This window comes from Arthrobacter rhombi (assembly GCF_900163545.1).
Taxonomy (GTDB): domain Bacteria; phylum Actinomycetota; class Actinomycetes; order Actinomycetales; family Micrococcaceae; genus Arthrobacter_H; species Arthrobacter_H rhombi_A.
Genome location: NZ_FUHW01000052.1, coordinates 23,829 through 45,154 on the forward strand (window position 1 = coordinate 23,829; position 21,326 = coordinate 45,154).

Below are 21,326 nucleotides of genomic sequence, written 5' to 3' on the forward strand. Positions count from 1 at the left end.
CTGGGACCATGCTTGATGTTGGACTGACCGGCGGGATCGCCTCGGGAAAATCTGCGGTGGCCACGCGCCTCGTGGAACATGGTGCCGTCTTGATTGACGCCGACGCCATGGCCCGCAGGGCCCTCGAACCCGGTACCGAGGCGCTAGCCTCGGTGGTGGAGGCCTTCGGCGCGGAACTGCTTGATTCGAAGGGCCGCCTGGACCGTCCACGGCTGGGAGGCATCGTCTTCGCTGACCCCCAGGCCCGTGACACGCTCAACGGGATCGTCCACCCCCGGGTACGCGCCGAAGCGGCACGGATCCGCGCCGAAGCTGCGGCCCAGGAAACGAGTCACCGGCCCGTGGTCGTCGTTCAGGACATCCCACTGCTCGTCGAAACCGGTCAGGCGGGCTCCTTCGACATCGTCGTCACCGTACAGGCTCCCCGCGCCGAACGAATCCGCCGCATGATGGAGGATCGAGGAATGAGCCAGGAGGACGCCGTCGCCCGGATGGCTGCCCAAGCCTCCGACGAGCAGCGGGCCGCCGTGAGCGATGTGGTGCTTGAGAACTCCGGCAGCTTGGACGAGCTCCGCACAGCAGTGGATGAGTTGTGGACCGGAACCCTGCAACCACAGGCCCTCCGTTCGGTCGTGACCCCTGGGGTCAACGAATGAGACGACAGGGCCCGGCCGCGACCTACCGGTTCGGCTCGGGGATGAAATGGGTGACCTGGTTGTTCATCGCCACCGGTTTTCTCTGGGCGGTGGCTATCGTGTTGTGGCTCGTCGCGGGTGGCCGGGTGGAGTTCACGACCGGGGAAGCACCGTGGAGCTGGCAGGTCTTGGTGCCGGCGTGGATGACCTTAACCGGCATCGTGTTGGCCCTGGGGGGATGCGTGGTCTTCGCGCAACAGATATTCGTGGCCATCTTGGGCCGTTTCGAACACGACGGTCTCCTCGACGGCCCTGCCAGAACCGGCAAGGGGCGCCGTCCCGGCGCCTGATCCTTGCCCTCGGCACCGTCGTCGTGCCCCGAACCACCACGGGGTTTAAGCCCACAGCCGTAGGCGTGCGTGCGCCGTGGCGCACAGCGTAGCCTTGGTCCTATGAGTCTTGCCCAGGAGATCAACCGCGTCGTCGCCCCCTTCGAAGTCATCAGTGATTTCGAGCCGGCGGGGGACCAGCCGCAGGCCATCGCCGAACTCGCCGAACGGATCAACGGCGGGGAGAAGGACGTTGTCCTCCTCGGGGCGACGGGTACCGGTAAAAGCGCAACAACTGCCTGGCTCGTCGAACAGGTGCAGCGCCCGACCCTCATCCTGGTGCAGAACAAGACCCTCGCAGCCCAACTCGTCAACGAGTTCCGTGAACTGCTGCCCAATAACGCCGTCGAATACTTCGTCTCCTACTACGACTACTACCAGCCAGAGGCCTACGTCCCGCAGACCGATACCTTCATCGAAAAGGACTCCTCCATCAACGAGGAGGTCGAACGGCTGCGGCACTCGGCGACCAACACGCTGCTGACCCGCCGCGACGTCGTCGTGGTCGCCACCGTCTCCTGCATCTACGGGCTGGGCACTCCGGAGGAATACGTCGCCGGCATGGTCACCCTGCGCAAGGGGATGGAGATGAACCGGGACGAGCTGCTGCGCAAATTCGTTTCCATGCAGTACGCCCGTAACGACATGGATTTCCACCGCGGGACGTTCAGGGTGCGGGGGGACACCGTGGAAATCATCCCGATGTATGAGGAACAGGCGCTGCGGATCGAGTTCTTTGGCGATGAGATCGAACAGATCCACACCCTGCACCCTTTGACCGGTGACGTGATCCGTGAGGAAGAAGAGATGTACATCTTCCCCGCCAGCCACTACGTCGCCGGACCCGAACGGATGAACCGGGCCATTAAGGACATCGAGGACGAACTCCAGGTGCGGCTGGAGGAACTCGAGGGACAAAACAAACTCGTCGAAGCCCAGCGGTTGCGCATGCGCACCACCTACGACCTGGAAATGATGCAGCAGATGGGCTTCTGCAACGGCATCGAAAACTATTCACGTCATATCGACGGCCGCGGGCCCGGCACCGCCCCGCACTGCCTGCTGGACTACTTCCCCGACGACTTCCTGCTCGTTGTCGACGAATCACACGTGACGATCCCGCAAATCGGCGCCATGTACGAAGGGGACATGTCGCGGAAGCGCACTCTGGTGGAGCACGGTTTCCGGTTGCCCTCGGCGATGGACAACCGTCCGCTGAAATGGGACGAATTCCTGGAACGGATTGGACAGACCCTCTACCTCTCGGCCACTCCTGGCAAATACGAGCTGGGCAAATCCGATGGCTTCGTCCAGCAGATCATCCGACCCACCGGCCTGCTGGACCCGGAGATCATCGTCAAGCCGACCAAGGGCCAGATCGATGACCTCCTCGAGGAGATCCGGAGCCGCACCGCCAACAACGAGCGCATCCTGGTGACCACGCTGACGAAGCGGATGGCCGAGGACCTCACCGGCTACCTCACCGAACATGGGGTGAAAGTCGAGTACCTCCACTCCGACGTCGATACGCTGCGTCGCGTCGAATTGCTGCGCGAACTACGGATGGGAGTCTTCGACGTACTGGTGGGCATCAACTTGCTGCGCGAGGGCCTTGACCTGCCAGAGGTCTCCCTCGTGGCGATCCTCGACGCCGATAAGGAAGGCTTCCTCCGCTCAGGGACGTCACTGATCCAGACGATCGGACGCGCCGCTCGCAACGTCTCCGGTCAGGTGCATATGTATGCCGACCGGATCACCGATTCGATGGCCCACGCGATTTCCGAAACCAACCGTCGCCGTCAGATCCAGGACGCCTACAACAAGGAACGCGGTGTCGACCCGATGCCGCTGCGCAAGAAGATCGCCGACATCACCGACCAGCTGGCCCGGGAGGACGCCGATACCCAGGAACTGCTCGATAACCAGCGACTCGCCAAGGGGGCCCGACGTTCCAAGTCCACGGCGGTCCAGGCAGAGTCCAAGGTCCGGAAGGACGGGCTGGCCGCTGCACCGGCCGAGGACCTGGTGGATCTGATCACCGATCTGACCGAGCAGATGCATGGGGCCGCCGAGGAACTGAAATTCGAATTGGCGGCACGACTCCGCGACGAAGTCGGGGACCTGAAGAAGGAGCTGCGCCAAATGCAGCAGGCAGGGCACGCCTGATCCGGGACGGAGCCCGAAGACCGTGGGGTAGGATTGTCTCGGCGTAGGGGAGTATCCCGAACACTGTGGACGTCAACACGCATGGCAATGCCGCCATGCCGGGCACAGTGGCCGATCCCGAACTGGGACGGCGGAGAGACTTGCGGCAATGCCCCATGTCCCCTGCCGGCGCTTCCTGCGCCCTGAGAGGTTACCGTGTCGGAACATCTGACCACCCAATTTGAAGTTATTTCCCTGACTGCCCTGGGCCTGATCCTGCTGTTCGATCTGCTCTATGTGATCAAACGCCCCCATGAGCCTTCCATGAAGGAAGCCGGCCTCTGGGTCGGCTTCTACGTCACCCTCGCACTCGTCTTCGCCGGGGTGCTGTTCTGGCAGGCTGGCCCCGATTATGGCCAAGAGTTTGTTGCCGGTTGGATCACCGAATACAGCCTGAGCGTGGACAACCTCTTCGTGTTCATCATCATCATGGCGCGCTTCGCCGTACCGCGGAAGTATCAGCAGGAAGTGCTGATGTTTGGCATCATCATCGCGCTGATCCTCCGTGGTGGGTTCATTCTGGTCGGTGCGACGCTGATTGAACATCTGACCTGGATCTTCTACATCTTCGGCGCCTTCCTGCTCTGGACCGCGTGGAAGCAGGCCACCGACAGCGACGACGACGAAGGTGAAGGCGAAAGCAGCCTCGTCGCCAAGGTGACCGCCAAGCTCCCCGTGGCCAAGCACTACGACGGCAATAAGCTGCGCACCACCGTGGGCGGCAAGCGGATGTTCACCCCGATGGTGCTGGTCTTCATCACGATTGGCATGACCGACCTGCTCTTCGCTGTCGACTCGATCCCCGCGATCTTCGGTCTCACGCAGAGCCCGTTCATCGTCTTCACGGCCAATATTTTCGCCCTGATGGGATTGCGCCAGCTCTACTTCCTCTTGGGCGGGCTGATGGAACGGCTCATCTTCCTCAAGCACGCCCTGTCGATCATCCTGGCGTTCATTGGGGTCAAACTGATTTTCCACGCCATGCACGAAAACGAGCTGCCCTTCATCAACGGCGGCCAGGGCATCGAGTGGATCCCGGACATCAGTACGGGTCTGTCCCTGATCGTTATCGTCGCGACCCTGGTCATTGCGACCGTCGCCAGCCTGTACAGCCCGGCGGGCAAGCGGGCGGCCGCTGAGGCGAAGGCCAGGACCGCTGCCGAAAAGCACGACGAGGGCGACATCTAGCACCACTCTGCAGGCCGCCGGGGAGCCCCGGCGTTGGTAGGCTAGCGCGGTGAGTCAGAACCTTGGCACCGCACCGGTGCCCTCAGTGCCGCGCAACCACCAACGCCGCGTGGTCCTCTCCCTGTCGTTGGCCCAGCTCTTCAGCGGCCTCGGCAACGGATCGGGGCTTGCCCTCGGCTCGCTGATGGCGGTGGATCTGACCGGAAGCAATGCCTATGCCGGGGCCACGACGATGGCGATCTCCGTCGCCGGGGCCCTGACCGCTTTGCCTTTGGCCGGTCTGGCCATCCGCCGAGGGCGCCGGGTGGCGCTCTCCGCCGGCATGCTCATTGCTGCCGTGGGTGCCTTGGGTATGCTGCTGACACCGGTCCTGGAGAGTTTTCCGCTCTTGCTGGTCTCTGCGGCATTATTGGGCGTCGGCAACGCCGCCAACCTCCAGGCCCGTTTCGCAGCGACCGACCTCGCCGAACCTGCCACCCGCGGCCGAGACCTTGGGCTGGTGGTCTGGGCCATCACGATCGGGGCGGTCACCGGACCGAATCTGATCGGCCCGGGTGCCGCCATGGGCCGTTCCCTGGGGTTGCCCGACGAGAGTGGGCCCTTCATCTTCTCCATGGCCGGAATGCTCATCGCCGTCCTGATCCTCAATATCGGGCTGCGGCCGGACCCACTGCGGATGTCCCGCGAACCGGGAGCGCCGGCACCGGTACGACCCTCGCTGGGTGGGGGACTGTCGGTGCTGCGGCATCATCCGGCCGCCCGGCTCGGTGTCACCACCATTGTGATCTCCCACCTGGTCATGGTCGCCGTCATGTCCATGACCCCGGTGCACTTCAAGGACCTGGACGCCATCGCCGCGGGGGCGAGCGGGGGAGCCATGGCCGGACACCACGCGAGCCTGGACGTCCTGGTGCTCATCGGGTTCACGATTTCACTCCACATAGCTGGCATGTATGCCCTCTCGCCGTTCATCGGGATTCTGGCCGATCGGTGGGGGCGCCGGCAGACGATGCTGGCCGCGCAGGCCGTGTTGGCCGCCTCCCTGGTGTGTTGTGCCGTGGGGGCGGCCAGTCAGCTGGCCGTGACGGTGGGGCTGGTCCTGTTGGGCGTGGGCTGGTCCCTGGCCACGGTCGCCGGTTCCGCGTTCGTCTCCGAAAGCGTGGAAGCCGGCCACCGGGTTCCCGTCCAGGGGCTGTCCGATGCCCTCATGGGTACCGCCGGAGCCCTCGGCGCCGCGGGCTCGGGCCTGGTGCTCGCCGTCTGGGGCTTTGCCGGGCTGAACGTGGCCTGCCTGGTGCTGGTCCTGCTCGTCGCCGCCGGGGGAGTCGCCGAACTGCGTCGACACCGCCGGGCCATCTTGGAGATCGGATACGACGACGTCGTCTCCGGATGAGTCGCCGGAAACGCTCAGTCGGCCTCGTTGGCCGTTGCGGTCTCAGTGGTGTCACTGAGTGGTTTCGTCATACCCAGTAGGCGCGCGAAGATGCCCGCCCCGTCGTCGGCGATCCCATCATGGTGGAAGTCGGCGGTCTCCCAGACGCGCAGGCCCCTGACCTTTTCTGCCGTTGCCCGGCTGATGTCACGGTCCACGTACACATCATCGGCGTACACGGCAGCGGCCACCGGTACCGTGGTGGCCGCGAGCTGTTCGAGGTCGTAGAGGGCCGGCCACTGTTCATACTCTGCGAGGATCCGGGCCACGTCCTCCAATGGACGCAGGAACGGGTCCTCCCTGAAGTACCAGCTGTAGACCATTTCGCCGGTCAGTAGCGGCTCGGCGGAGGCCGGATCGAAGTCCGGGAACTCGGAGGCGACGCGTTCTGCGGCCCAGTTGGTGGCCCGAGCGTTCCCATAAATAGATTCGTGCAGCAGCGCATAGAGCGGATTCGGGCCTCGACTGGCCTGTTGGAAAAGCACCGACGTAAAGGAGTCCGACAGCCGCGGGCCGTCCACGGTCGGGATAAACGCCGATTCGAAGACGAAATGCAGCTGGTCCATGCGGGTGTTCCCACCGAGGAACTGGCCCAGAAGTTGGACGAGGCCGCCGGTGATCACCCGCCCGTCGGGGAGCTGCTCATGCTCCTGTTCGACGTGGCGCATGATGCGATTCAGGACCAGACGGTCTTCCGGATAGCGAGCGAAATACTCGGCATTGCGCGCGGACATCCGTGCATAGGTCGCCCGGTAGACCTCCTCCGGGCCTCCGTCGACGGGACCCAACCCTCCGGTGACCAGGCAACGGTCCAGTGATTGTGGGGCCAATGACAGGTAGGTCAGTGTGCAGAATCCGCCGAAGCTTTGCCCGAAGGTGCTCCACGTGTCGATGCCCAGCTCGGCACGGATGGCTTCGGCGTCACGCACGATCGAATCGGCGCGGAAATGCCTCAGATACGAAGCCTGCGCCGCGGCATCACCCCGCAGGGGCAAGGATTGCCGGTTGGCCGGCGTGCTCAACCCGGTTCCGCGCTGATCCAACAGCAGGATCCTGAAGCTCTTTGCCGCCTCGGCCATCCACCCTGTCAGCGAGGAAACCCGGGGGCTGGCAGCCCCGGGACCGCCTTGGAGATACAGCAACCAGGGTAGCTGGCCGGGATCTTCATGGTCCACGGAGGAGATCTCGCGGGCAAAGACGGTGATGGACTCACCGCCGGGCTGGCCATGGTCCAGCGGGAGGGTGAAATAGTGTTCGGTGGCGCGTAGGCCGCGGAACTCGTGGGTGGCGGACACACGGTGCATCAGAGCGGTCATGTGATCAACACTACCGGCCATGGGGCCGGGCACCGACGTCTAATGATCGGTGGTGGCGCCTAGGGTGGGGATCGCCGTGGCCACCGGGGGTGGGGCCGAAGCACCCACCGTCTTCCATCGACAGAAAGAGGGCCGAACCCATGATGGGAGGTCACCACGCAGCCAGTGGCGCAGCCGTCTGGATCGCCGTGACGACGCAGCCGGTCATGAGGCTGGGACCGGTGGCCGAGTCCTTCTCCTTCCTTCCCCATCAGAGCGTCTGGGGGTTGGGCCTTCTCGAGGTGACACCTGCCGGGGTACTTGCCGGGGCCCTGGTGTGTGCCGGGGCGGCACTGCTCCCCGATGCTGACCATCGACACGCCAGCATTGCCCAGTCGCTGCCACCGGTGTCGAACCTCATGTGCTCCGGGATCGGCCGGGTGGCCGGTGGACACCGCAACGGCACGCATTCCCTCCTCGGGATCGCCGTCTTCACGGTGATCGCCTACGTGCTGGGTCTTTGGGAGGTCCATTCCCCGCGGTGGGGCACGGTTTTCCCCGGCGCAGGCCTATCGGCGGTGCTGTTGATCGCCTTCGCACTAAAAGCCTTGAAGTTCATCCCGGACGCCATGCGCAAACTGCCGTGGGTGATGTCCATTCCCGCCGGGGCCTTCGTCGCCCTCTTCGCCCCCGAGGCACAGTACTGGTTCGTATTGGCCGTCCTGTTGGGGACGGTCACCCATATTGTCGGGGACCTGCTGACCGTTGGGGGCTGCAATCTGCTGTGGCCGCTCCGGCTGCGCGCTCCACGGAAGCTGCGCCGGTTCCCCTTCCTGCGCCAGATCTGGCGTCCCAGTGGACGGCTCGCCGTCCCGGTCCTGGGAGTTGCCGGGTCCTGGCGCGAATGGCTGCTCTGCGTACCGGTCTCGCTTTACGCATCCTTGGGGATCATGATGCCGGCCGTGGACCTGGCAGTGGCCGGTTCCAAGCCGTTATACGCGGTGTTCCTCCCCTGAATGGCGGTATGGGCTAGTCGAGCCGGCCCACACCCGTCACGGTCACCACTGCCGTGCCCGCCTCATCCGAATCCGCCAGGTTGATCACCGAGTCGATGCCCCAGTCGTTATTCCCCGCAGGATCCTTGAAGATCTGCCTGACTTTCCACTCGGTGGGGCTCGGGGTGATGATCAGCAACTGGGGTCCGCGGGCGGCCGGGCCGTCGTCGATGTCATCGTGCTCGTCGAAATAGGCGTCCATGGCGTCAGCCCAAGCATCGGCGTCGAACCCATGGTGCCCGTCGAGCTGCCCCAGGGTCTGTTCCTGCTCATCGGCAAAGAGCTGCACGCGGCGGAACATCTCGTTGCGGACCATCACCCGGAACGCCCGCTCGTTCGAGGTCAGTCGGTCGGGCTGCGGTGGGGTGATGTCCGCGCCGGGGTCTTGAGGCATTTCGCCGCTGGAGAGCTTTTCCCACTCGTCAAGAAGTGAGGAGTCGGTCTGGCGCACCAGCTCGCCCAACCACTCGATGAGGTCCTCGAGGTCTTCACGCAACGCGTCACGAGGCACCGTCTGGCGTAGCGCCTTGAAGGCGTCGGTGAGGTAGCGCAGCAGGATTCCCTCGGAGCGCGCCAGCGAATAGAACGCGATGTACTCCCCGAAGGACATGGCCCGCTCATACATATCGCGGACCACGGATTTGGGTGAGAGTTCGAAGTCCCCCAACCAGGGGGCACCACTACGGTAGGTTTCGAAGGCCTCGCCCAGGAGCTCGGCCAACGGCTGAGCGTAGGTAACTTCGTCGAGCGCGTTCATTCGCGCCTCGTACTCCATCCCCTCGGCCTTCATCGCGGCCACGGCCTCGCCGCGGGCCTTCTTCTCCTGGGCGTTGAGGACCTGGCGTGGCTTTTCCAGCGTTGCTTCGATGATGGAAACCACGTCGAGGGCATAACTGGGTGATTCCCGGTCCAGGATCTCCAGGCTGGCCATGGCGAACGGGGAGAGCGGCTGGTTCAGGGCGAAGTTCTGCTGCAGTTCCACCGTCAGGCGCAGCAGGTTGCCGTACTCATCGGGTGCATCGAGGCGTTCAACCACCCCGGTGGCCAGCAGTTCGCGCAAAATCCCCAGGGCCCGGCGCAGCAAGGCACTCTGCCGGGCCGGCGGCTCATGGTTTTCGGTCAGCAGCCTGCGGGCGGCAGCGAAGGAGTTCCCCTCACGTTCGAGCAGGTTCAGCAGCATTGAATGGGTGACCTTGAATGAAGAGGTCAACGGTTCGGGAGTGGAGGCCACCATCTTGTCGAAGGTCTTCTCCGACCAGGAGACGAAACCCTGGGGTGGTTTCTTCTTGACGACTTGGCGCAGCTTCTTCGAATCGTCGCCGAACTTGGCGACGGCCTTGTTCATCGACTTCTTGTTCTCGATGGCGAACTCGGGGGCCTGGACGACGACGGTTCCCGCGGTGTCGTAGCCGGCGCGTCCGGCCCGACCGGCGATCTGGTGGAACTCGCGGGCATTCAAGGGGCGGGTGCGGATGCCGTCGTATTTGGACAGTGCCGTCAGCATCACCGTGCGAATGGGCACATTGATGCCCACCCCGAGCGTGTCGGTACCGCAAATGACCTTGAGCAGGCCCGCCTGGGCCAACTGTTCGACCAAGCGACGATATTTGGGCAGCATACCGGCGTGGTGGACGCCGATCCCGTGGCGGACCAGGCGGTTCAGCGTCTTGCCGAAGCCCGTGGCGAAACGGAATCCGGCGATCAGTTCGGAGATCCTGTCCTTCTCCTCGCGGGAGCAGACATTGATGCTCATCAGCGACTGGGCTCGCTCGATGGCTTCGAGCTGGCTGAAGTGCACCACGTAGACGGGGGCCTGCTGGGTGGACAGCAGTTCCTCCATGGCCTCCTGAACCGGCTCCTCGGAGTAGTAGTAGTGCAGGGGGATGGGGCGCTCGGCGTTGGCTACCGTGGTGGTGTGCCGGCCCGTGAGTTGGGTTAGTTCGTCCTCGAATCGGGTGACGTCCCCCAGGGTCGCGGACATGAGCAGGAACTGCGCCTGGGGCAACTCCAGCAGCGGGACCTGCCAGGCCCAACCGCGTTGCGGGTCGGAGTAGAAGTGGAACTCGTCCATCACCACGGGGCCCAGATCGGCGTCGTCCCCTTCGCGCAAGGCGATGTTGGCGAGGATCTCAGCGGTGCAGCAGATGATCGGTGCGTCCTGGTTCACCGAGGAATCCCCGGTGACCATCCCGACGTTCTCGGCCCCGAAGATCTCGCAGAGGGCAAAGAACTTCTCGGAGACCAGCGCCTTGATCGGGGCCGTGTAGTAGCTGCGTTCCCCCCGGGCCAACGCATGGAAGTGAGCGGCGACGGCCACCAGCGATTTTCCGGAGCCGGTGGGGGTCGCCAGGATGACGTTGTTCCCCTCGACCAGTTCCATCACCGCTTCGTCCTGCGCCGGGTATAAGGAAATCCCGCGATCCTCCGCCCACGAGAGGAAGGCGGCATAGGTCGATTCGGCGGTGGCCCCACGGGGCGGGGAATCAGGCAGCAAGTCGGTAAGATTCATGGTCCCTCCAGCCTATCGCCCAGCGGGCCCACCGTCGGCGCGGACCCATCCCAGCGGGCATCGGCCGGAATAGGCTGGAGTGATGAAATGGAATCCTGCCGCCTACGTCCAGTTCGCCAGCCACCGTGACCGCCCCTTCTTCGAACTGATCGCCCGGATCGATGACAACGTGCCGGCGCGGGTCGTCGACCTGGGCTGTGGCCCGGGACCGTTGACTGCAGCCCTGGCCGATCGGTGGCCCGAAGCCCACGTCACCGGCTTGGATGCCTCACCGGAGATGATCGACAAAGCCACTGCAGATCACCAGCGGCCCCGGCTGGACTTCGCCGAAACCGATGCCGCGACCTGGACCCCCGAGGCGGAGACCGACATCCTCATCAGCAATGCGATGATGCAGTGGATTCCCGGACACCGTGAGCTCATGGCGGGATGGCTCGATGCCCTGAAACCGGGGGCATGGTTCGCCGCTCAGGTTCCGGGGAACTTCCAGGCCCCCTCGCACGCGTTGATGCGTGAACTCGCCGCCACGCCGTATTGGGCCGACCGGCTCCAGGGTTTGGTGCTGCGCCAGGACGCCGTCGCAGAACCAACCACGTACCTGCGCCTGATGCTCGAACATGCGTTCGAAGCTGATGTGTGGGAGACCACCTACGAACAAATCCTCCGTGGACCCGACCCGGTGCTCGACTGGGTGCGTGGCACGGCGCTGCGCCCCATTCTCTCGGTGCTGAACGACGCCGATGCCGCCGAGTTCGAAGCGGAGTATGCCGCGTTGGTCCGGGACGCCTACCCGCCCTTCACGGGCCCCGAGGGTGAACTGCTGACCATCTTCCCGTTTCGTCGCATCTTCATGGTCGGACGCAAGGAGACGGCCAGTAGGTTCGGGTGAACCAGCAGGGGCAAGCTCGCGATTTGAAGCAGACGGAGCAGCCCCTCCCCGTGGTGCCGGTTGGAGTCCGGTAGCTCATATCCGAGGAAACCTATGGCGGCTCGCGACCGCTAGTCACCGATCCCTGCGCACTGCGTGGGGTCTCCCTGCGGCTGGTGCGTTCTATCGATCAGCCAATTGATCCCGTTCCAATGCATTTCGTACGCGATGGTCCAGTCCGAGCAGTCCTGTTGACCACCCTTGCTGTCCTCCATGTTCTGCAAGGTCTGCAGTTGGGCGAGGGCTACGACGTCGTCTCCGTATCCACTGACATCGACCAGATTGAATCCGGTCCAATAGGAAGAAGCGAGACCTTCCTGCCATGTCTGCAGCCCGTCCATGCGCTGCTGCATTTGAGGAGTGAACATATCGAAGGCCGCGTCGTAGGCGCCGTCATTAATGCCCTGCCCGTGGGTTTGCAGACTCTGGGCAATGTTCGCTGCCTGGTCGTGTTCAGACTCGATGTTGACCTCAACATCGACGCTGCCGGCTATGGCATCTTCGCAGGTGGAAACCGCAACCGGAACGTTTCGTTGCTGCCATGCCTCGACGGCCTGCGCCGTACGTGGCCCGGAGACAGCGTAGGCCATGCCGTCGACGGACCGCTCGCCGCGTTGGTCCGGGCGCAGGCTCACGACACCAACAACGGCACCATCCTGTGTGATGAGCGGGCCGCCGTCACAAGCAAATCATCCGCGATCAGGAAACCCGAGCCGGTGACTCCGCTTTCGCCGGTGACGACGTGGATTTTTGCTATGCCACTGGTGACCTCCTGCGCAGTCTCTGGCCATGTGGCGGCGGGATCATTGGACGGGGCCGGCGTCGTAGGTGCCTGACTCCTTGGCGGCGCCGGGGCCTCCGACGCTGGGGGAGTGGAAGCTCCCGGCGACGAGGAGCCTTCGGGCGCCAGCACCGCTGCCTGCGGCGAGACGGTCACCGTCACCGGTGCTGGCCCCCGGATAAGGCGCTGCAACCAGTGACGGCCGTTACGCTGATGGCTCCCAGCACGCCCCACCGGTAGGTGGTTCGGGTCCACGGCTTCATGTCGGCCCAACTCCTGATGGTTAGAGCCGCCCGACGGTCGTGGTGGACAGCGCGAAAGTCCCCTCATCCTCGAGCGATCACCCCGGTAAAACCAGCATGTCTCGTGCCGGCGATCCCGATGGTGGACCGCCTGGTCAGCGATGACCGTAGGCGCCGCCGCTGCTGATCTGGGCCTGTTGGCGTGCATTGAACCTGCGTACATCACCGGCGAGCGTGAACAGGTCAATGATCAACATGACCCAGACGGCAATGATGAGCAACCACCCAACCCAGACCAGGGTTAGCAGTCCGCCGACGAAAGTGAGGCTGAGGTAGGTGACCCCCATACCAACCTTGTCCACGTAGAACTTATGGATCCCGAGGCCGCCCAAGAAAATGAGTAGAACGTAGGCGAGCCCGACACTTTTGGGATTCATGACCGTGATGTGGGTGACCTGGTGGGGCGGGACCGGGGACAGGGGGCCGGAGTCCGGTGACGGAGTCTGGTGATAGGCCGTGCCATGGTCCTGGCCGCTGTTTTCGGACTGGTTGGTGTCAGACATGTTTCCCCCAAGGATGGATGTGAATGTGAGTTACTCCATAGAGCGTACTGTTCTCCGAGGTTTTTGGTTCCACCTGACTGCTGTCTGGATTCTCAGGAGACCGTCCCGGGGACATGGCAACCAGATGGCGTGGACGGCCAGCTCTACCAATCCTTCCCGTGCCGTGTCAGGGGTGGTAGAGCTGGGGTCAGCACCGACGGAACACCGCACAGGAGGAACCGGCCATGGAAAACCCACTACCCCGCGCCTACCAGAGCTATCTGGAGGGGGCCGAACCAGCCTTCCTCGATACCGTCAGACCCGTCATGCAGGAATCCGTTGCCGAAGGCGAGTACGGGGTTCTCGTGAGGTTCCTCGGAACTGGCGTCCAAGCCCTGGTTTCGGAGACGGTCCCGTTCGGAGAGGTCCGGGAACTGCATCACGAGTAGGGGCGGCCAGCCAGCGGTCTACCAGCCGCGCTGCTTCCATTCAGGGAGCTGAGGGCGCTCGGCACCCAGCGTCGTGCCCTGACCGTGACCCGGGTGGACGAATGAGTCATCCGGGTACTGCCCAAAGAGGCGCTCGGAGACGTCCTCATACAGGGAGGCGAACCGGTCGGTATCGCCTTCGGTGTTCCCCAGCCCTCCAGGGAAGAGGCTGTCACCGCTGAAGATATGCGTCGGGCCCGAGGGGTCCTCGTAGATGTAGGCGATGGAACCCGGCGTATGACCCCGCAGATGCACGGTTCGCAGATCGAAGCCCTCAACGTTCCCGATATCGCCCTGGCCGAGGATTACATCGGCTTCTACTCCCGTGGCCGCACGAATACCTTCTGCGTCCTCGGCCCCGCAGGCCGTCCGCGCGCCGGTCTCATCGGCCAGCTCCCGGAGAGCCCGCACGTGGTCCCAATGTTGGTGGGTGGTGGCGATCAATTCCAGATGCGGGGCCACCGACGCATCTGCGGCGGCGTCGTGGATGAGGCCGCGGAGTGCCGACGCCTCGTCGGCCGCATCGATCAGCACCTGCGCGCCGGTCCGCTTATGGGTGATGAGGTAGGCGTTGTTGTCCATCGACGAAACGGACACGCGGCGGATGGTGACCTCCGCCAGGTCATGCAACAGCGAATTCTCTGGGCTCATAACGCCAGCCTAGGCGCTGCTCGGAACGAGGGAAAAGTGGTGACGGGTACTGTGGGTGCACCCGCAGCAACGGCCAGCGACCGGCCCGGATCCCCAAGGAGACCCAGTGAATGACGACGTCTTGGACTTTGTCGCCATCAGCAAGGACGGGCCGGCGAACCCGTACGACCAGATCCGCCAGCAGATCCTCGGAGCTATCGGCTCGGGGAGGCTGGTCCCGGGAACCCGGCTGACTTCGGTGCGGGCGCTCGCCGGACGTCTGGGTGTTGCCGTGAACACGGTCGCCCGGGCCTACCGTGAACTTGAACAAGCAGGGGCTGTTGAAACCCGCGGACGTCACGGAACCGTCGTGCTGGCTACGGGCTCCGAGGGGGACCGCAGGCTTGCTTCAGCGGCCCAGGAATTGGCGACGGAAGCCAAAAGTTGGGGCGTCGGCGAGGACCGTGCCGTTGAATTTTTGCGGGCAGCCTTCCGCGTGCAGTGAACACCTCAGGAGCAAACCCGCTGAAACACGGGTAAAACCTTGCCCTTCGAACGTGTGTTCGACGCCAAGTTCGACTACTCTGGATCCGTGGCTATTTCCTCCAGCGAATTGCAATCCGTTCCCAGCGTTTCCATGGAATCCATTGAGCGTGCACATGACCGGTCACGCCTTCTCGTCAAGGGTGCCCGGGAACATAACCTGCGCAACGTGGACCTTGACCTGCCGCGGGACGCGATGATCGTCTTCACCGGCCTCTCGGGGTCGGGTAAGTCCTCGCTGGCCTTCGACACGATCTTCGCCGAAGGCCAGCGCCGCTATGTCGAATCGCTGTCCGCCTATGCTCGCCAGTTCCTCGGCCAGGTCGATAAGCCGGACGTGGACTTCATCGAAGGACTGTCCCCGGCAGTCTCGATCGACCAGAAGTCGACGTCGAAGAACCCGCGCTCGACGGTCGGGACCATCACCGAAATCTATGACTACATGCGCCTGTTGTGGGCTCGTGTCGGCCACCCGCACTGCCCGGTGTGCCATGAGCCAGTCACCCGGCAGACGCCGCAGGCCATCGTGGACCAGCTGCTCGAGCTCGAGGACGGGACACGCTTCCAGGTCCTCGCTCCGGTGGTCCGCTCACGTAAGGGCGAATTCGTCGACCTGTTCAAAGAGCTCGCAGCCAAAGGCTACGCACGGGCCAGGGTCGACGGGGACACCATCCAGCTCAGTGATCCGCCGAAGCTGGGCAAGCAGTACAAACACACCATAGAGGTCGTCATTGACCGGCTCGTCGCCAAGGATGGCATCCGTCAACGGTTGACGGACTCCATCGAAACGGCTCTGGGTCTGGCCGATGGCCGCGTGCTCGCCGATTTCGTTGACCTTCCAGAGAAAGACGACGCACGGGTCAGGGCCTTCTCCGAACACCTGGCTTGCCCGAACGAGCACCCGCTGGCCATTGATGAGGTCGAACCGCGGTCCTTCTCCTTCAACAATCCCTTTGGCGCCTGCCCCGCATGTACCGGCATCGGCACCCGACTGGAGGTAGACGAAGACCTGGTCGTCCCCGACCCCGGCAAGACGTTGGCGGAAGGGGCCATTGCGCCGTGGTCGCTGGGCGTTGCCACCACGCAGTACTGGAACCGGCTCCTGAAGGGTCTGGGCGATGACCTGAAATTCGACCTGGATACCCCCTGGCGCAAATTCACCGATACCCAGCGTGACGCGATCCTCAACGGCAAGGACCATAAGGTCGTCGTCCAGTACCGCAACCGCTTCGGACGCGAACGCAAATACAGCACCGGTTTCGAAGGCGTCATCCAGTACATCCACCGCAAGCACCTGGAAACCGAATCCGATCACGCCCGGGACCGGTACGAGGAATACATGCGGCAGATCCCCTGCCCCGTGTGCAACGGTGCCCGGCTGAACCCTGCCTCGCTATCGGTACTGATCAACGGCAAGTCCATTGCCGAAGTTTCCGCCATGCCGATGCGCGAATGCGCCGACTTCCTCAACGCCCTGGTCCTGTCGGGACGAGAAAAGCAGATCGCCCACCAGGTACTTATTGAGATCCAGGCCCGGCTGCGCTTTCTCCTCGACGTCGGACTCGAATACTTGAACCTCGAACGGGCCGCCGGCACGCTCTCCGGTGGGGAGGCGCAACGTATCCGCTTGGCCACCCAGATCGGTTCGGGACTGGTCGGTGTCCTCTACGTCCTGGACGAGCCCTCCATCGGTCTGCACCAGCGCGATAACCGACGGCTGATCGAGACGTTGAACCGTCTGCGCGATTTGGGCAACACCTTGATCATCGTCGAGCATGACGAAGACACCATCCACCAGGCCGACTGGATCGTTGATGTGGGCCCCGGCGCCGGTGAACACGGAGGCACCGTGGTGCATTCAGGCTCGTTGGAAGGCCTGCTGGCCAATACCGATTCGATGACTGGCGACTACCTCGCGGGACGGCGCAAGATCGAATTGCCGGCCAAACGCCGCAAGATCGACCGCAAACGCCAGGTCACCGTCGTCGGCGCCCGGGAAAACAACCTGCAGGATGTGACCGTGAAGTTCCCGCTCGGTGTCCTCACCGGCATCACCGGTGTGAGCGGATCCGGCAAGTCCACGCTGGTCAACGACATCCTCTATAAGGTGATGGCCAATCAGCTCAACGGGGCCAAACAGGTGGCCGGGCGGCATACCCGGGTCGAGGGCCTGGACCAGCTCGACAAGGTGGTCCACGTGGACCAAAGCCCGATCGGTCGGACCCCCCGCTCCAACCCGGCGACCTACACCGGCGTCTTTGACCATGTCCGCAAGCTCTTTGCCGAGACCAATGAGGCCAAGGTGCGCGGCTACCTGCCGGGGCGCTTCTCCTTCAACGTGAAGGGCGGCCGCTGCGAGTCCTGCTCAGGTGACGGCACGCTGAAGATCGAAATGAACTTCCTGCCCGACGTGTATGTGCCTTGCGAGGTCTGCCACGGGGCCCGGTACAACCGTGAAACCCTCGAGGTCCAGTACAAGGGCAAGTCGATCTCCGATGTGCTGAACATGCCGATCGAGGAGGCCGCCGAGTTCTTCGCCGCCTTCACACCGATCGCACGTCACCTGAAAACGCTGGTGGATGTGGGTCTGGGGTACGTCCGACTGGGTCAGCCGGCCACCACCCTTTCCGGCGGCGAGGCGCAACGGGTGAAGCTTGCTTCGGAACTGCAGAAGCGTTCGAACGGGCGCAGCATCTATGTCCTCGATGAGCCGACCACCGGTCTGCACTTTGAGGACATCCGCAAGTTGCTCCTGGTTCTTCAGGGGCTGGTCGACAAGGGCAACACCGTGATCACGATCGAACACAACCTCGACGTGATCAAGAGCGCTGACTGGGTCATCGATCTCGGCCCCGAAGGCGGTCATGGCGGGGGACAGGTCGTGGCCCAGGGCACCCCCGAACAGGTCGCGAAGGTCGAAGCCAGCCACACGGGCAGGTTCCTGGCAGAGGTGCTGGGCTAAGCTCCGCTGCGGCGTCCGGACGCCGCAGGGGAACCCCGGGAGTATGCCGCGGTGGGCATGCCTGCCGTGGACTCATGGTGGTTCATGCAACAATATTCCGGTGATGATTCCTGCCCGCACTGTGCTTTTTGACCTCGACGGCACCCTCGTGGACCCCGCCGGTGGCATCACCGGAGGCATCTTACTCGCCCTTCAACTCAACGGGCTGGAGCACCCGGGCGATGAAGCGTTGAACCTGCTCGTCGGCCCTCCGTTGGCCATCGGGCTGCTGACGCTGCCCGGAATGACCGAGGAACTCCTGCCACGAGTCATTGCCGACTACCGGGCCGAATACGAGACCCACGGCTTGGACGCCAGCCGGGTCTATTCCGGAATTCCTGCCTTGCTGGATGATCTCCGCGAGGCAGGGTGCCGGCTCGCCGTCGCGACCTCCAAACCCGAACCGTTGGCGCGACGGCTCCTGGCCGCCAAGGGTCTCGACGTGTATTTCGATTCCATCCACGGTTCGGCGCCGGAAGAGATTTCCGGATCGCCGGCGACTGCCGGGAAAACCCGGATCGTGGCTGCCGCGTTGCAGGCCAGCGGAGGGGGAACCGAGAACACCGTCATGGTCGGGGACCGCCTCTACGACGTCGAAGGCGCCCGGAACAACGGTTTGAAAGCCATCGGCGTTTCCTGGGGCTTCGCCGCAGCAGGCGAACTGGAAGCGGCGGGTGCAGTCGCCGTCGTTCACTCTCCCAAGGAACTGGGGCACCTCCTTGATTCCGCCGCCATCGACGCGGGAACACACCGGGGGGCTTCCGCCTAGATGGGGATGTTCGAAGGTGTCCGCGCCGGTTTTCGCGCAACGATCCGTACGCTCTGCCGCCCAACGATTACCGGGTTGGAGAACGTGCCCACCGAGGGCCCGTTCATCATCGCCTCCAACCACCTGTCGTTTCTGGACAGCATCATCATTCAGGCGATCTGCCCGCGCCCGGTCGCCTTCTTCGCGAAAGCCGAATACTTCACCACGCCGGGAGTGAAAGGCCGGGCGATGAAGGCCTTCTTCGAGTCCGTGGGTTCGATCCCCGTGGAACGCGGGGAACAGGCAGCCAGCGTCGCCGCATTGGACTCCCTGGTGGACCTGCTGGAATCGGGCCAAGGGGTCGGGATCTATCCCGAAGGAACTCGCTCACGGGACGGCCGGCTGTACCGGGGGAGAACGGGTGTGGGCTGGCTGGCCCTTTCCACGGGCGCGCCGGTGGTGCCCGTGGGCCTGATTGGCACCGAGCGTCTGCAGGCTGCGGGAAGCAACAGAATCGTCCCGCATCAGTTCACGCTGTCGGTGGGGGAGCCCCTGCAGTTCGAACATGTCGGGCGGAAGCACCCCCTGCCGCAACGACGTCAGGCCACCGACGCGATCGTCGAGGCGATCGCCGAACTCAGCGGCCAGGAACGGTCAGGCAACTACAACCAGTCGCCGCCGGCGGAGTAGCGTTGGGGTATGGCCGATCCCACCAGTTACCGTCCGCGGACCGGCGAGATACCCACTTCTCCCGGCGTCTACCGCTTCCGCGACCCCAGCACACGGGTCATCTATGTCGGCAAGGCCAAAAATCTCAGATCACGGCTGAACTCCTATTTCGCTAATCCGGCAACGCTGGCCCCCAAAACCCATGCCATGGTCCACACCGCGGCCAGTGTCGAATGGACGGTGGTGGGCAGCGAACTCGAGGCCCTGCAGCTCGAGTACACGTGGATCAAGGAATACGCCCCGCGGTTCAACATCATGTTCCGCGACGATAAGTCCTACCCGTACTTGGCGGTGACGATGGGCGATAAGTTCCCGCGGGCCCAGGTCATGCGGGGGGACCGGCGGAAGGACGTGAAGTACTTCGGCCCCTTCTATCCGGCGAAGGCCATCCGCGAAACGCTGGATACCCTCCTGCGGGTCTTCCCGGTCCGCACCTGCAGCCCCGGGGTCTTCCGCCGAGCACAGTTGACCGGACGCCCCTGCCTGCTGGCCGACATCGGAAAATGTTCGGCCCCCTGCGTGGGACGGATCAGCCCCGAAGACCACCGGAAACTGGCCGAGGAACTCTGCCAGTTCATGGGAGGGGAAGGCACCCGGTTCATCCGTGACCTCGAGGGCCGGATGAAGGCCGCCGTCGCCGAACTGGATTACGAACAGGCGGCTCGGCTCCGCGATGACATCGCTGCCCTGCGCCGCGTGTTCGAACGCAACGCCGTCGTCCTCTCGGAGGATACCGAAGCGGATATCTTCGCCGTGGCCGAAGACGACCTCGAAGCCTCGGTACAAGTCTTCCATGTGCGTAACGGTCGGATCCGTGGGCAACGAGGCTGGGTCGTGGAGAAGGTCGAGGAAACCGACGGCCCCAAATTCATCGAGCACCTCCTGCAACAGGTCTATGGGGAGAACACCGGTGGAGATCGGATCCCCCGGGAAGTTCTGGTCCCTGTGGAACCGGAGAACCCTCAGGAACTGGCCACCTGGCTACGCGGCCTGCGCGGCAGCGCCGTGAACCTGAGGGTCCCGCAACGCGGTGAGAAGGCCACGCTGATGGGCACCGTGAAGGAGAACGCCGAACAGTCCCTCCGACTGCATAAATCACGCCGCGCCGCCGATATCACCACGCGTAGTGCCGCCCTGCAGGAACTCCAGGAGGCCCTGTCGCTGCCGGTGCCGCTGATGCGCATCGAGTGCTACGACATCTCCCACGTCTCGGGCACCAACGTCGTCGCCTCCATGGTGGTGGTCGAGGACGGCATGCCCAAGAAGTCCGAATACCGCAAGTTCTCCATCAGCGGTGAAGCGGCCCGGGATGACACGGCATCGATGTATGACGTCATCACCCGCAGATTCCGCCACTACCTCGAGGACCAGGCGGCCATGGCCCCGGTGATTTCCGGAGAGATCAGCATCGAGGAACAGGGCGAGAAGGCCCCGCCGAAAAAATTTGCCTACCCTCCGTCCCTCGTCGTGGTCGACGGCGGTCCGCCACAGGTTGCAGCTGCCGTCCGGGCGCTCGAAGACCTGGGAATCGATGACGTCTATGTCGCCGGTTTGGCGAAGCGCCTCGAGGAGCTGTGGCTGCCCGAGGATCCCTTCCCGGTGGTCTTGCCACGGGCATCCCACGGGCTGTATCTGCTCCAACGCATCCGCGATGAGGCCCACCGTTTCGCGATCACCTTCCACCGGCAGAAACGCAGTTCCTCGATGATCTCCTCCCTGCTGGACCAAGTGCCCGGCTTGGGGCCGGCCAAACGCCAAGCGGTGATCAAACATTTCGGTTCGCTGAAGCGTATGCGGGCTGCGACCGTCGAAGATTTCACCGAGGTGAAGGGCGTCGGGGCAGTACTGGCCGGACACCTCGTCGAAGCGTTGGCCCCGCCTCAGGACCCCGACAACACCCCGGAGGACGACGACGGGGCCACCCCGGCGGTGAACACCACCACCGGCGAGCTGCTCGACTGAGAACGAGCGTGTCGGAACACGACT

General features: G+C 64.0%; 18 protein-coding genes. 13 read left to right on the forward strand and 5 right to left on the reverse strand.

Going from position 1 to position 21,326, the window contains the following annotated elements; all coding sequences use genetic code 11:
- Positions 1 to 8 precede the first annotated feature (8 nt).
- The 5 genes from coaE (at position 9) to FM101_RS14595 (ending at position 5,810) form a co-directional block, all read left to right on the forward strand.
- Positions 9 to 656, forward strand: a complete 648-nt coding sequence (coaE, locus tag FM101_RS14575; RefSeq protein ID WP_087000948.1) for a dephospho-CoA kinase — start codon at positions 9 to 11, stop codon at positions 654 to 656.
- A complete protein-coding gene (locus FM101_RS14580) occupies positions 653 to 985 on the forward strand; it encodes a hypothetical protein (protein ID WP_087000950.1) in 333 nt (110 codons plus the stop codon). The genes coaE and FM101_RS14580 overlap by 4 nt, the downstream gene beginning before the upstream one ends.
- A 102-nt stretch (positions 986 to 1,087) precedes the next feature.
- Positions 1,088 to 3,190, forward strand: a complete 2,103-nt coding sequence (gene uvrB, locus FM101_RS14585; RefSeq protein ID WP_087000952.1) for an excinuclease ABC subunit UvrB — start codon at positions 1,088 to 1,090, stop codon at positions 3,188 to 3,190.
- Between the two features lie 195 nt (positions 3,191 to 3,385).
- Positions 3,386 to 4,417 carry a TerC family protein gene (locus FM101_RS14590; protein WP_245806714.1) on the forward strand — a complete coding sequence of 344 codons (1,032 nt, stop codon included), beginning with the start codon at positions 3,386 to 3,388 and terminating at the stop codon, positions 4,415 to 4,417.
- A gap of 49 nt (positions 4,418 to 4,466) precedes the next feature.
- Positions 4,467 to 5,810 carry an MFS transporter gene (locus tag FM101_RS14595; protein WP_241895169.1) on the forward strand — a complete coding sequence of 448 codons (1,344 nt, stop codon included), beginning with the start codon at positions 4,467 to 4,469 and terminating at the stop codon, positions 5,808 to 5,810.
- Positions 5,811 to 5,824: 14 nt separating this feature from the next.
- Here the strand turns inward: FM101_RS14595 and FM101_RS14600 are convergent, their stop codons facing one another.
- Complete coding sequence (locus tag FM101_RS14600; protein ID WP_087000954.1) at positions 5,825 to 7,165, reverse strand: alpha/beta fold hydrolase; 1,341 nt, start codon at positions 7,163 to 7,165, stop codon at positions 5,825 to 5,827.
- Positions 7,166 to 7,305: 140 nt separating this feature from the next.
- Between FM101_RS14600 and FM101_RS14605 the strand changes: the two genes are divergently transcribed.
- The gene (locus FM101_RS14605) at positions 7,306 to 8,160 is read left to right on the forward strand and encodes a metal-dependent hydrolase (RefSeq protein ID WP_087000956.1); all 855 of its coding nucleotides are present in this window, start codon (positions 7,306 to 7,308) and stop codon (positions 8,158 to 8,160) included.
- Between the two features lie 13 nt (positions 8,161 to 8,173).
- Here FM101_RS14605 and FM101_RS14610 read toward each other — a convergent pair whose 3' ends face one another.
- Positions 8,174 to 10,708: a DEAD/DEAH box helicase gene (locus FM101_RS14610; protein ID WP_087000958.1), complete on the reverse strand. Its 2,535-nt coding sequence runs from the start codon at positions 10,706 to 10,708 to the stop codon at positions 8,174 to 8,176.
- Between the two features lie 82 nt (positions 10,709 to 10,790).
- Here FM101_RS14610 and FM101_RS14615 point away from each other — a divergent pair, with 82 nt between their 5' ends.
- A complete protein-coding gene (locus FM101_RS14615) occupies positions 10,791 to 11,597 on the forward strand; it encodes a trans-aconitate 2-methyltransferase (RefSeq protein ID WP_087000960.1) in 807 nt (268 codons plus the stop codon).
- Between the two features lie 110 nt (positions 11,598 to 11,707).
- Here FM101_RS14615 and FM101_RS14620 read toward each other — a convergent pair whose 3' ends face one another.
- Entirely contained in the window at positions 11,708 to 12,271 is a 564-nt protein-coding gene (locus FM101_RS14620; protein WP_087000962.1) for a hypothetical protein, read from the reverse strand.
- A gap of 543 nt (positions 12,272 to 12,814) precedes the next feature.
- Positions 12,815 to 13,222, reverse strand: coding sequence for a TM2 domain-containing protein (locus FM101_RS14625; protein ID WP_087000964.1), 408 nt, complete (start codon positions 13,220 to 13,222; stop codon positions 12,815 to 12,817).
- Between the two features lie 224 nt (positions 13,223 to 13,446).
- Between FM101_RS14625 and FM101_RS14630 the strand changes: the two genes are divergently transcribed.
- Entirely contained in the window at positions 13,447 to 13,650 is a 204-nt protein-coding gene (locus FM101_RS14630; RefSeq protein WP_087000966.1) for a hypothetical protein, read from the forward strand.
- A gap of 18 nt (positions 13,651 to 13,668) precedes the next feature.
- On the opposite strand, the gene FM101_RS14635 is transcribed toward FM101_RS14630, so the two are convergent.
- Positions 13,669 to 14,340, reverse strand: a complete 672-nt coding sequence (locus FM101_RS14635) for an MBL fold metallo-hydrolase (protein ID WP_087000968.1) — start codon at positions 14,338 to 14,340, stop codon at positions 13,669 to 13,671.
- Between the two features lie 106 nt (positions 14,341 to 14,446).
- Here FM101_RS14635 and FM101_RS14640 point away from each other — a divergent pair, with 106 nt between their 5' ends.
- The 5 genes from FM101_RS14640 to uvrC all read left to right on the forward strand — a co-directional run bounded on the left by FM101_RS14640 (position 14,447) and on the right by uvrC (position 21,302).
- On the forward strand, positions 14,447 to 14,824 hold the full coding sequence (locus FM101_RS14640) for a GntR family transcriptional regulator (protein ID WP_087000970.1): 378 nt from the start codon (positions 14,447 to 14,449) through the stop codon (positions 14,822 to 14,824).
- 132 nt (positions 14,825 to 14,956) lie between these two features.
- Positions 14,957 to 17,824 (forward strand): excinuclease ABC subunit UvrA, encoded by a 2,868-nt coding sequence (gene uvrA, locus FM101_RS14645; RefSeq protein ID WP_087001174.1) that lies wholly within the window; start codon positions 14,957 to 14,959, stop codon positions 17,822 to 17,824.
- Between the two features lie 103 nt (positions 17,825 to 17,927).
- On the forward strand, positions 17,928 to 18,632 hold the full coding sequence (locus FM101_RS14650) for an HAD hydrolase-like protein (protein WP_087000972.1): 705 nt from the start codon (positions 17,928 to 17,930) through the stop codon (positions 18,630 to 18,632).
- On the forward strand, positions 18,633 to 19,301 hold the full coding sequence (locus FM101_RS14655) for a lysophospholipid acyltransferase family protein (protein ID WP_087000975.1): 669 nt from the start codon (positions 18,633 to 18,635) through the stop codon (positions 19,299 to 19,301).
- Positions 19,302 to 19,310: 9 nt separating this feature from the next.
- Entirely contained in the window at positions 19,311 to 21,302 is a 1,992-nt protein-coding gene (gene uvrC, locus FM101_RS14660; protein WP_087000977.1) for an excinuclease ABC subunit UvrC, read from the forward strand.
- Positions 21,303 to 21,326: the final 24 nt, after the last annotated feature.

Excerpts from the sequence above, each read along its gene's own strand:
- coaE (WP_087000948.1), top strand. The coding sequence starts at position 9 with ATGCTTGATGTTGGACTGACCGGCGGGATCGCCTCGGGAAAATCTGCG.
- FM101_RS14580 (WP_087000950.1), top strand. The coding sequence starts at position 653 with ATGAGACGACAGGGCCCGGCCGCGACCTACCGGTTCGGCTCGGGGATG.
- uvrB (WP_087000952.1), top strand. The coding sequence starts at position 1,088 with ATGAGTCTTGCCCAGGAGATCAACCGCGTCGTCGCCCCCTTCGAAGTC.
- FM101_RS14600 (WP_087000954.1), bottom strand. The coding sequence starts at position 7,165 with ATGACCGCTCTGATGCACCGTGTGTCCGCCACCCACGAGTTCCGCGGC.
- FM101_RS14605 (WP_087000956.1), top strand. The coding sequence starts at position 7,306 with ATGATGGGAGGTCACCACGCAGCCAGTGGCGCAGCCGTCTGGATCGCC.
- FM101_RS14610 (WP_087000958.1), bottom strand. The coding sequence starts at position 10,708 with ATGAATCTTACCGACTTGCTGCCTGATTCCCCGCCCCGTGGGGCCACC.
- FM101_RS14615 (WP_087000960.1), top strand. The coding sequence starts at position 10,791 with ATGAAATGGAATCCTGCCGCCTACGTCCAGTTCGCCAGCCACCGTGAC.
- FM101_RS14625 (WP_087000964.1), bottom strand. The coding sequence starts at position 13,222 with ATGTCTGACACCAACCAGTCCGAAAACAGCGGCCAGGACCATGGCACG.
- FM101_RS14630 (WP_087000966.1), top strand. The coding sequence starts at position 13,447 with ATGGAAAACCCACTACCCCGCGCCTACCAGAGCTATCTGGAGGGGGCC.
- FM101_RS14635 (WP_087000968.1), bottom strand. The coding sequence starts at position 14,340 with ATGAGCCCAGAGAATTCGCTGTTGCATGACCTGGCGGAGGTCACCATC.
- uvrA (WP_087001174.1), top strand. The coding sequence starts at position 14,957 with ATGGAATCCATTGAGCGTGCACATGACCGGTCACGCCTTCTCGTCAAG.
- FM101_RS14650 (WP_087000972.1), top strand. The coding sequence starts at position 17,928 with ATGATTCCTGCCCGCACTGTGCTTTTTGACCTCGACGGCACCCTCGTG.
- FM101_RS14655 (WP_087000975.1), top strand. The coding sequence starts at position 18,633 with ATGGGGATGTTCGAAGGTGTCCGCGCCGGTTTTCGCGCAACGATCCGT.
- uvrC (WP_087000977.1), top strand. The coding sequence starts at position 19,311 with ATGGCCGATCCCACCAGTTACCGTCCGCGGACCGGCGAGATACCCACT.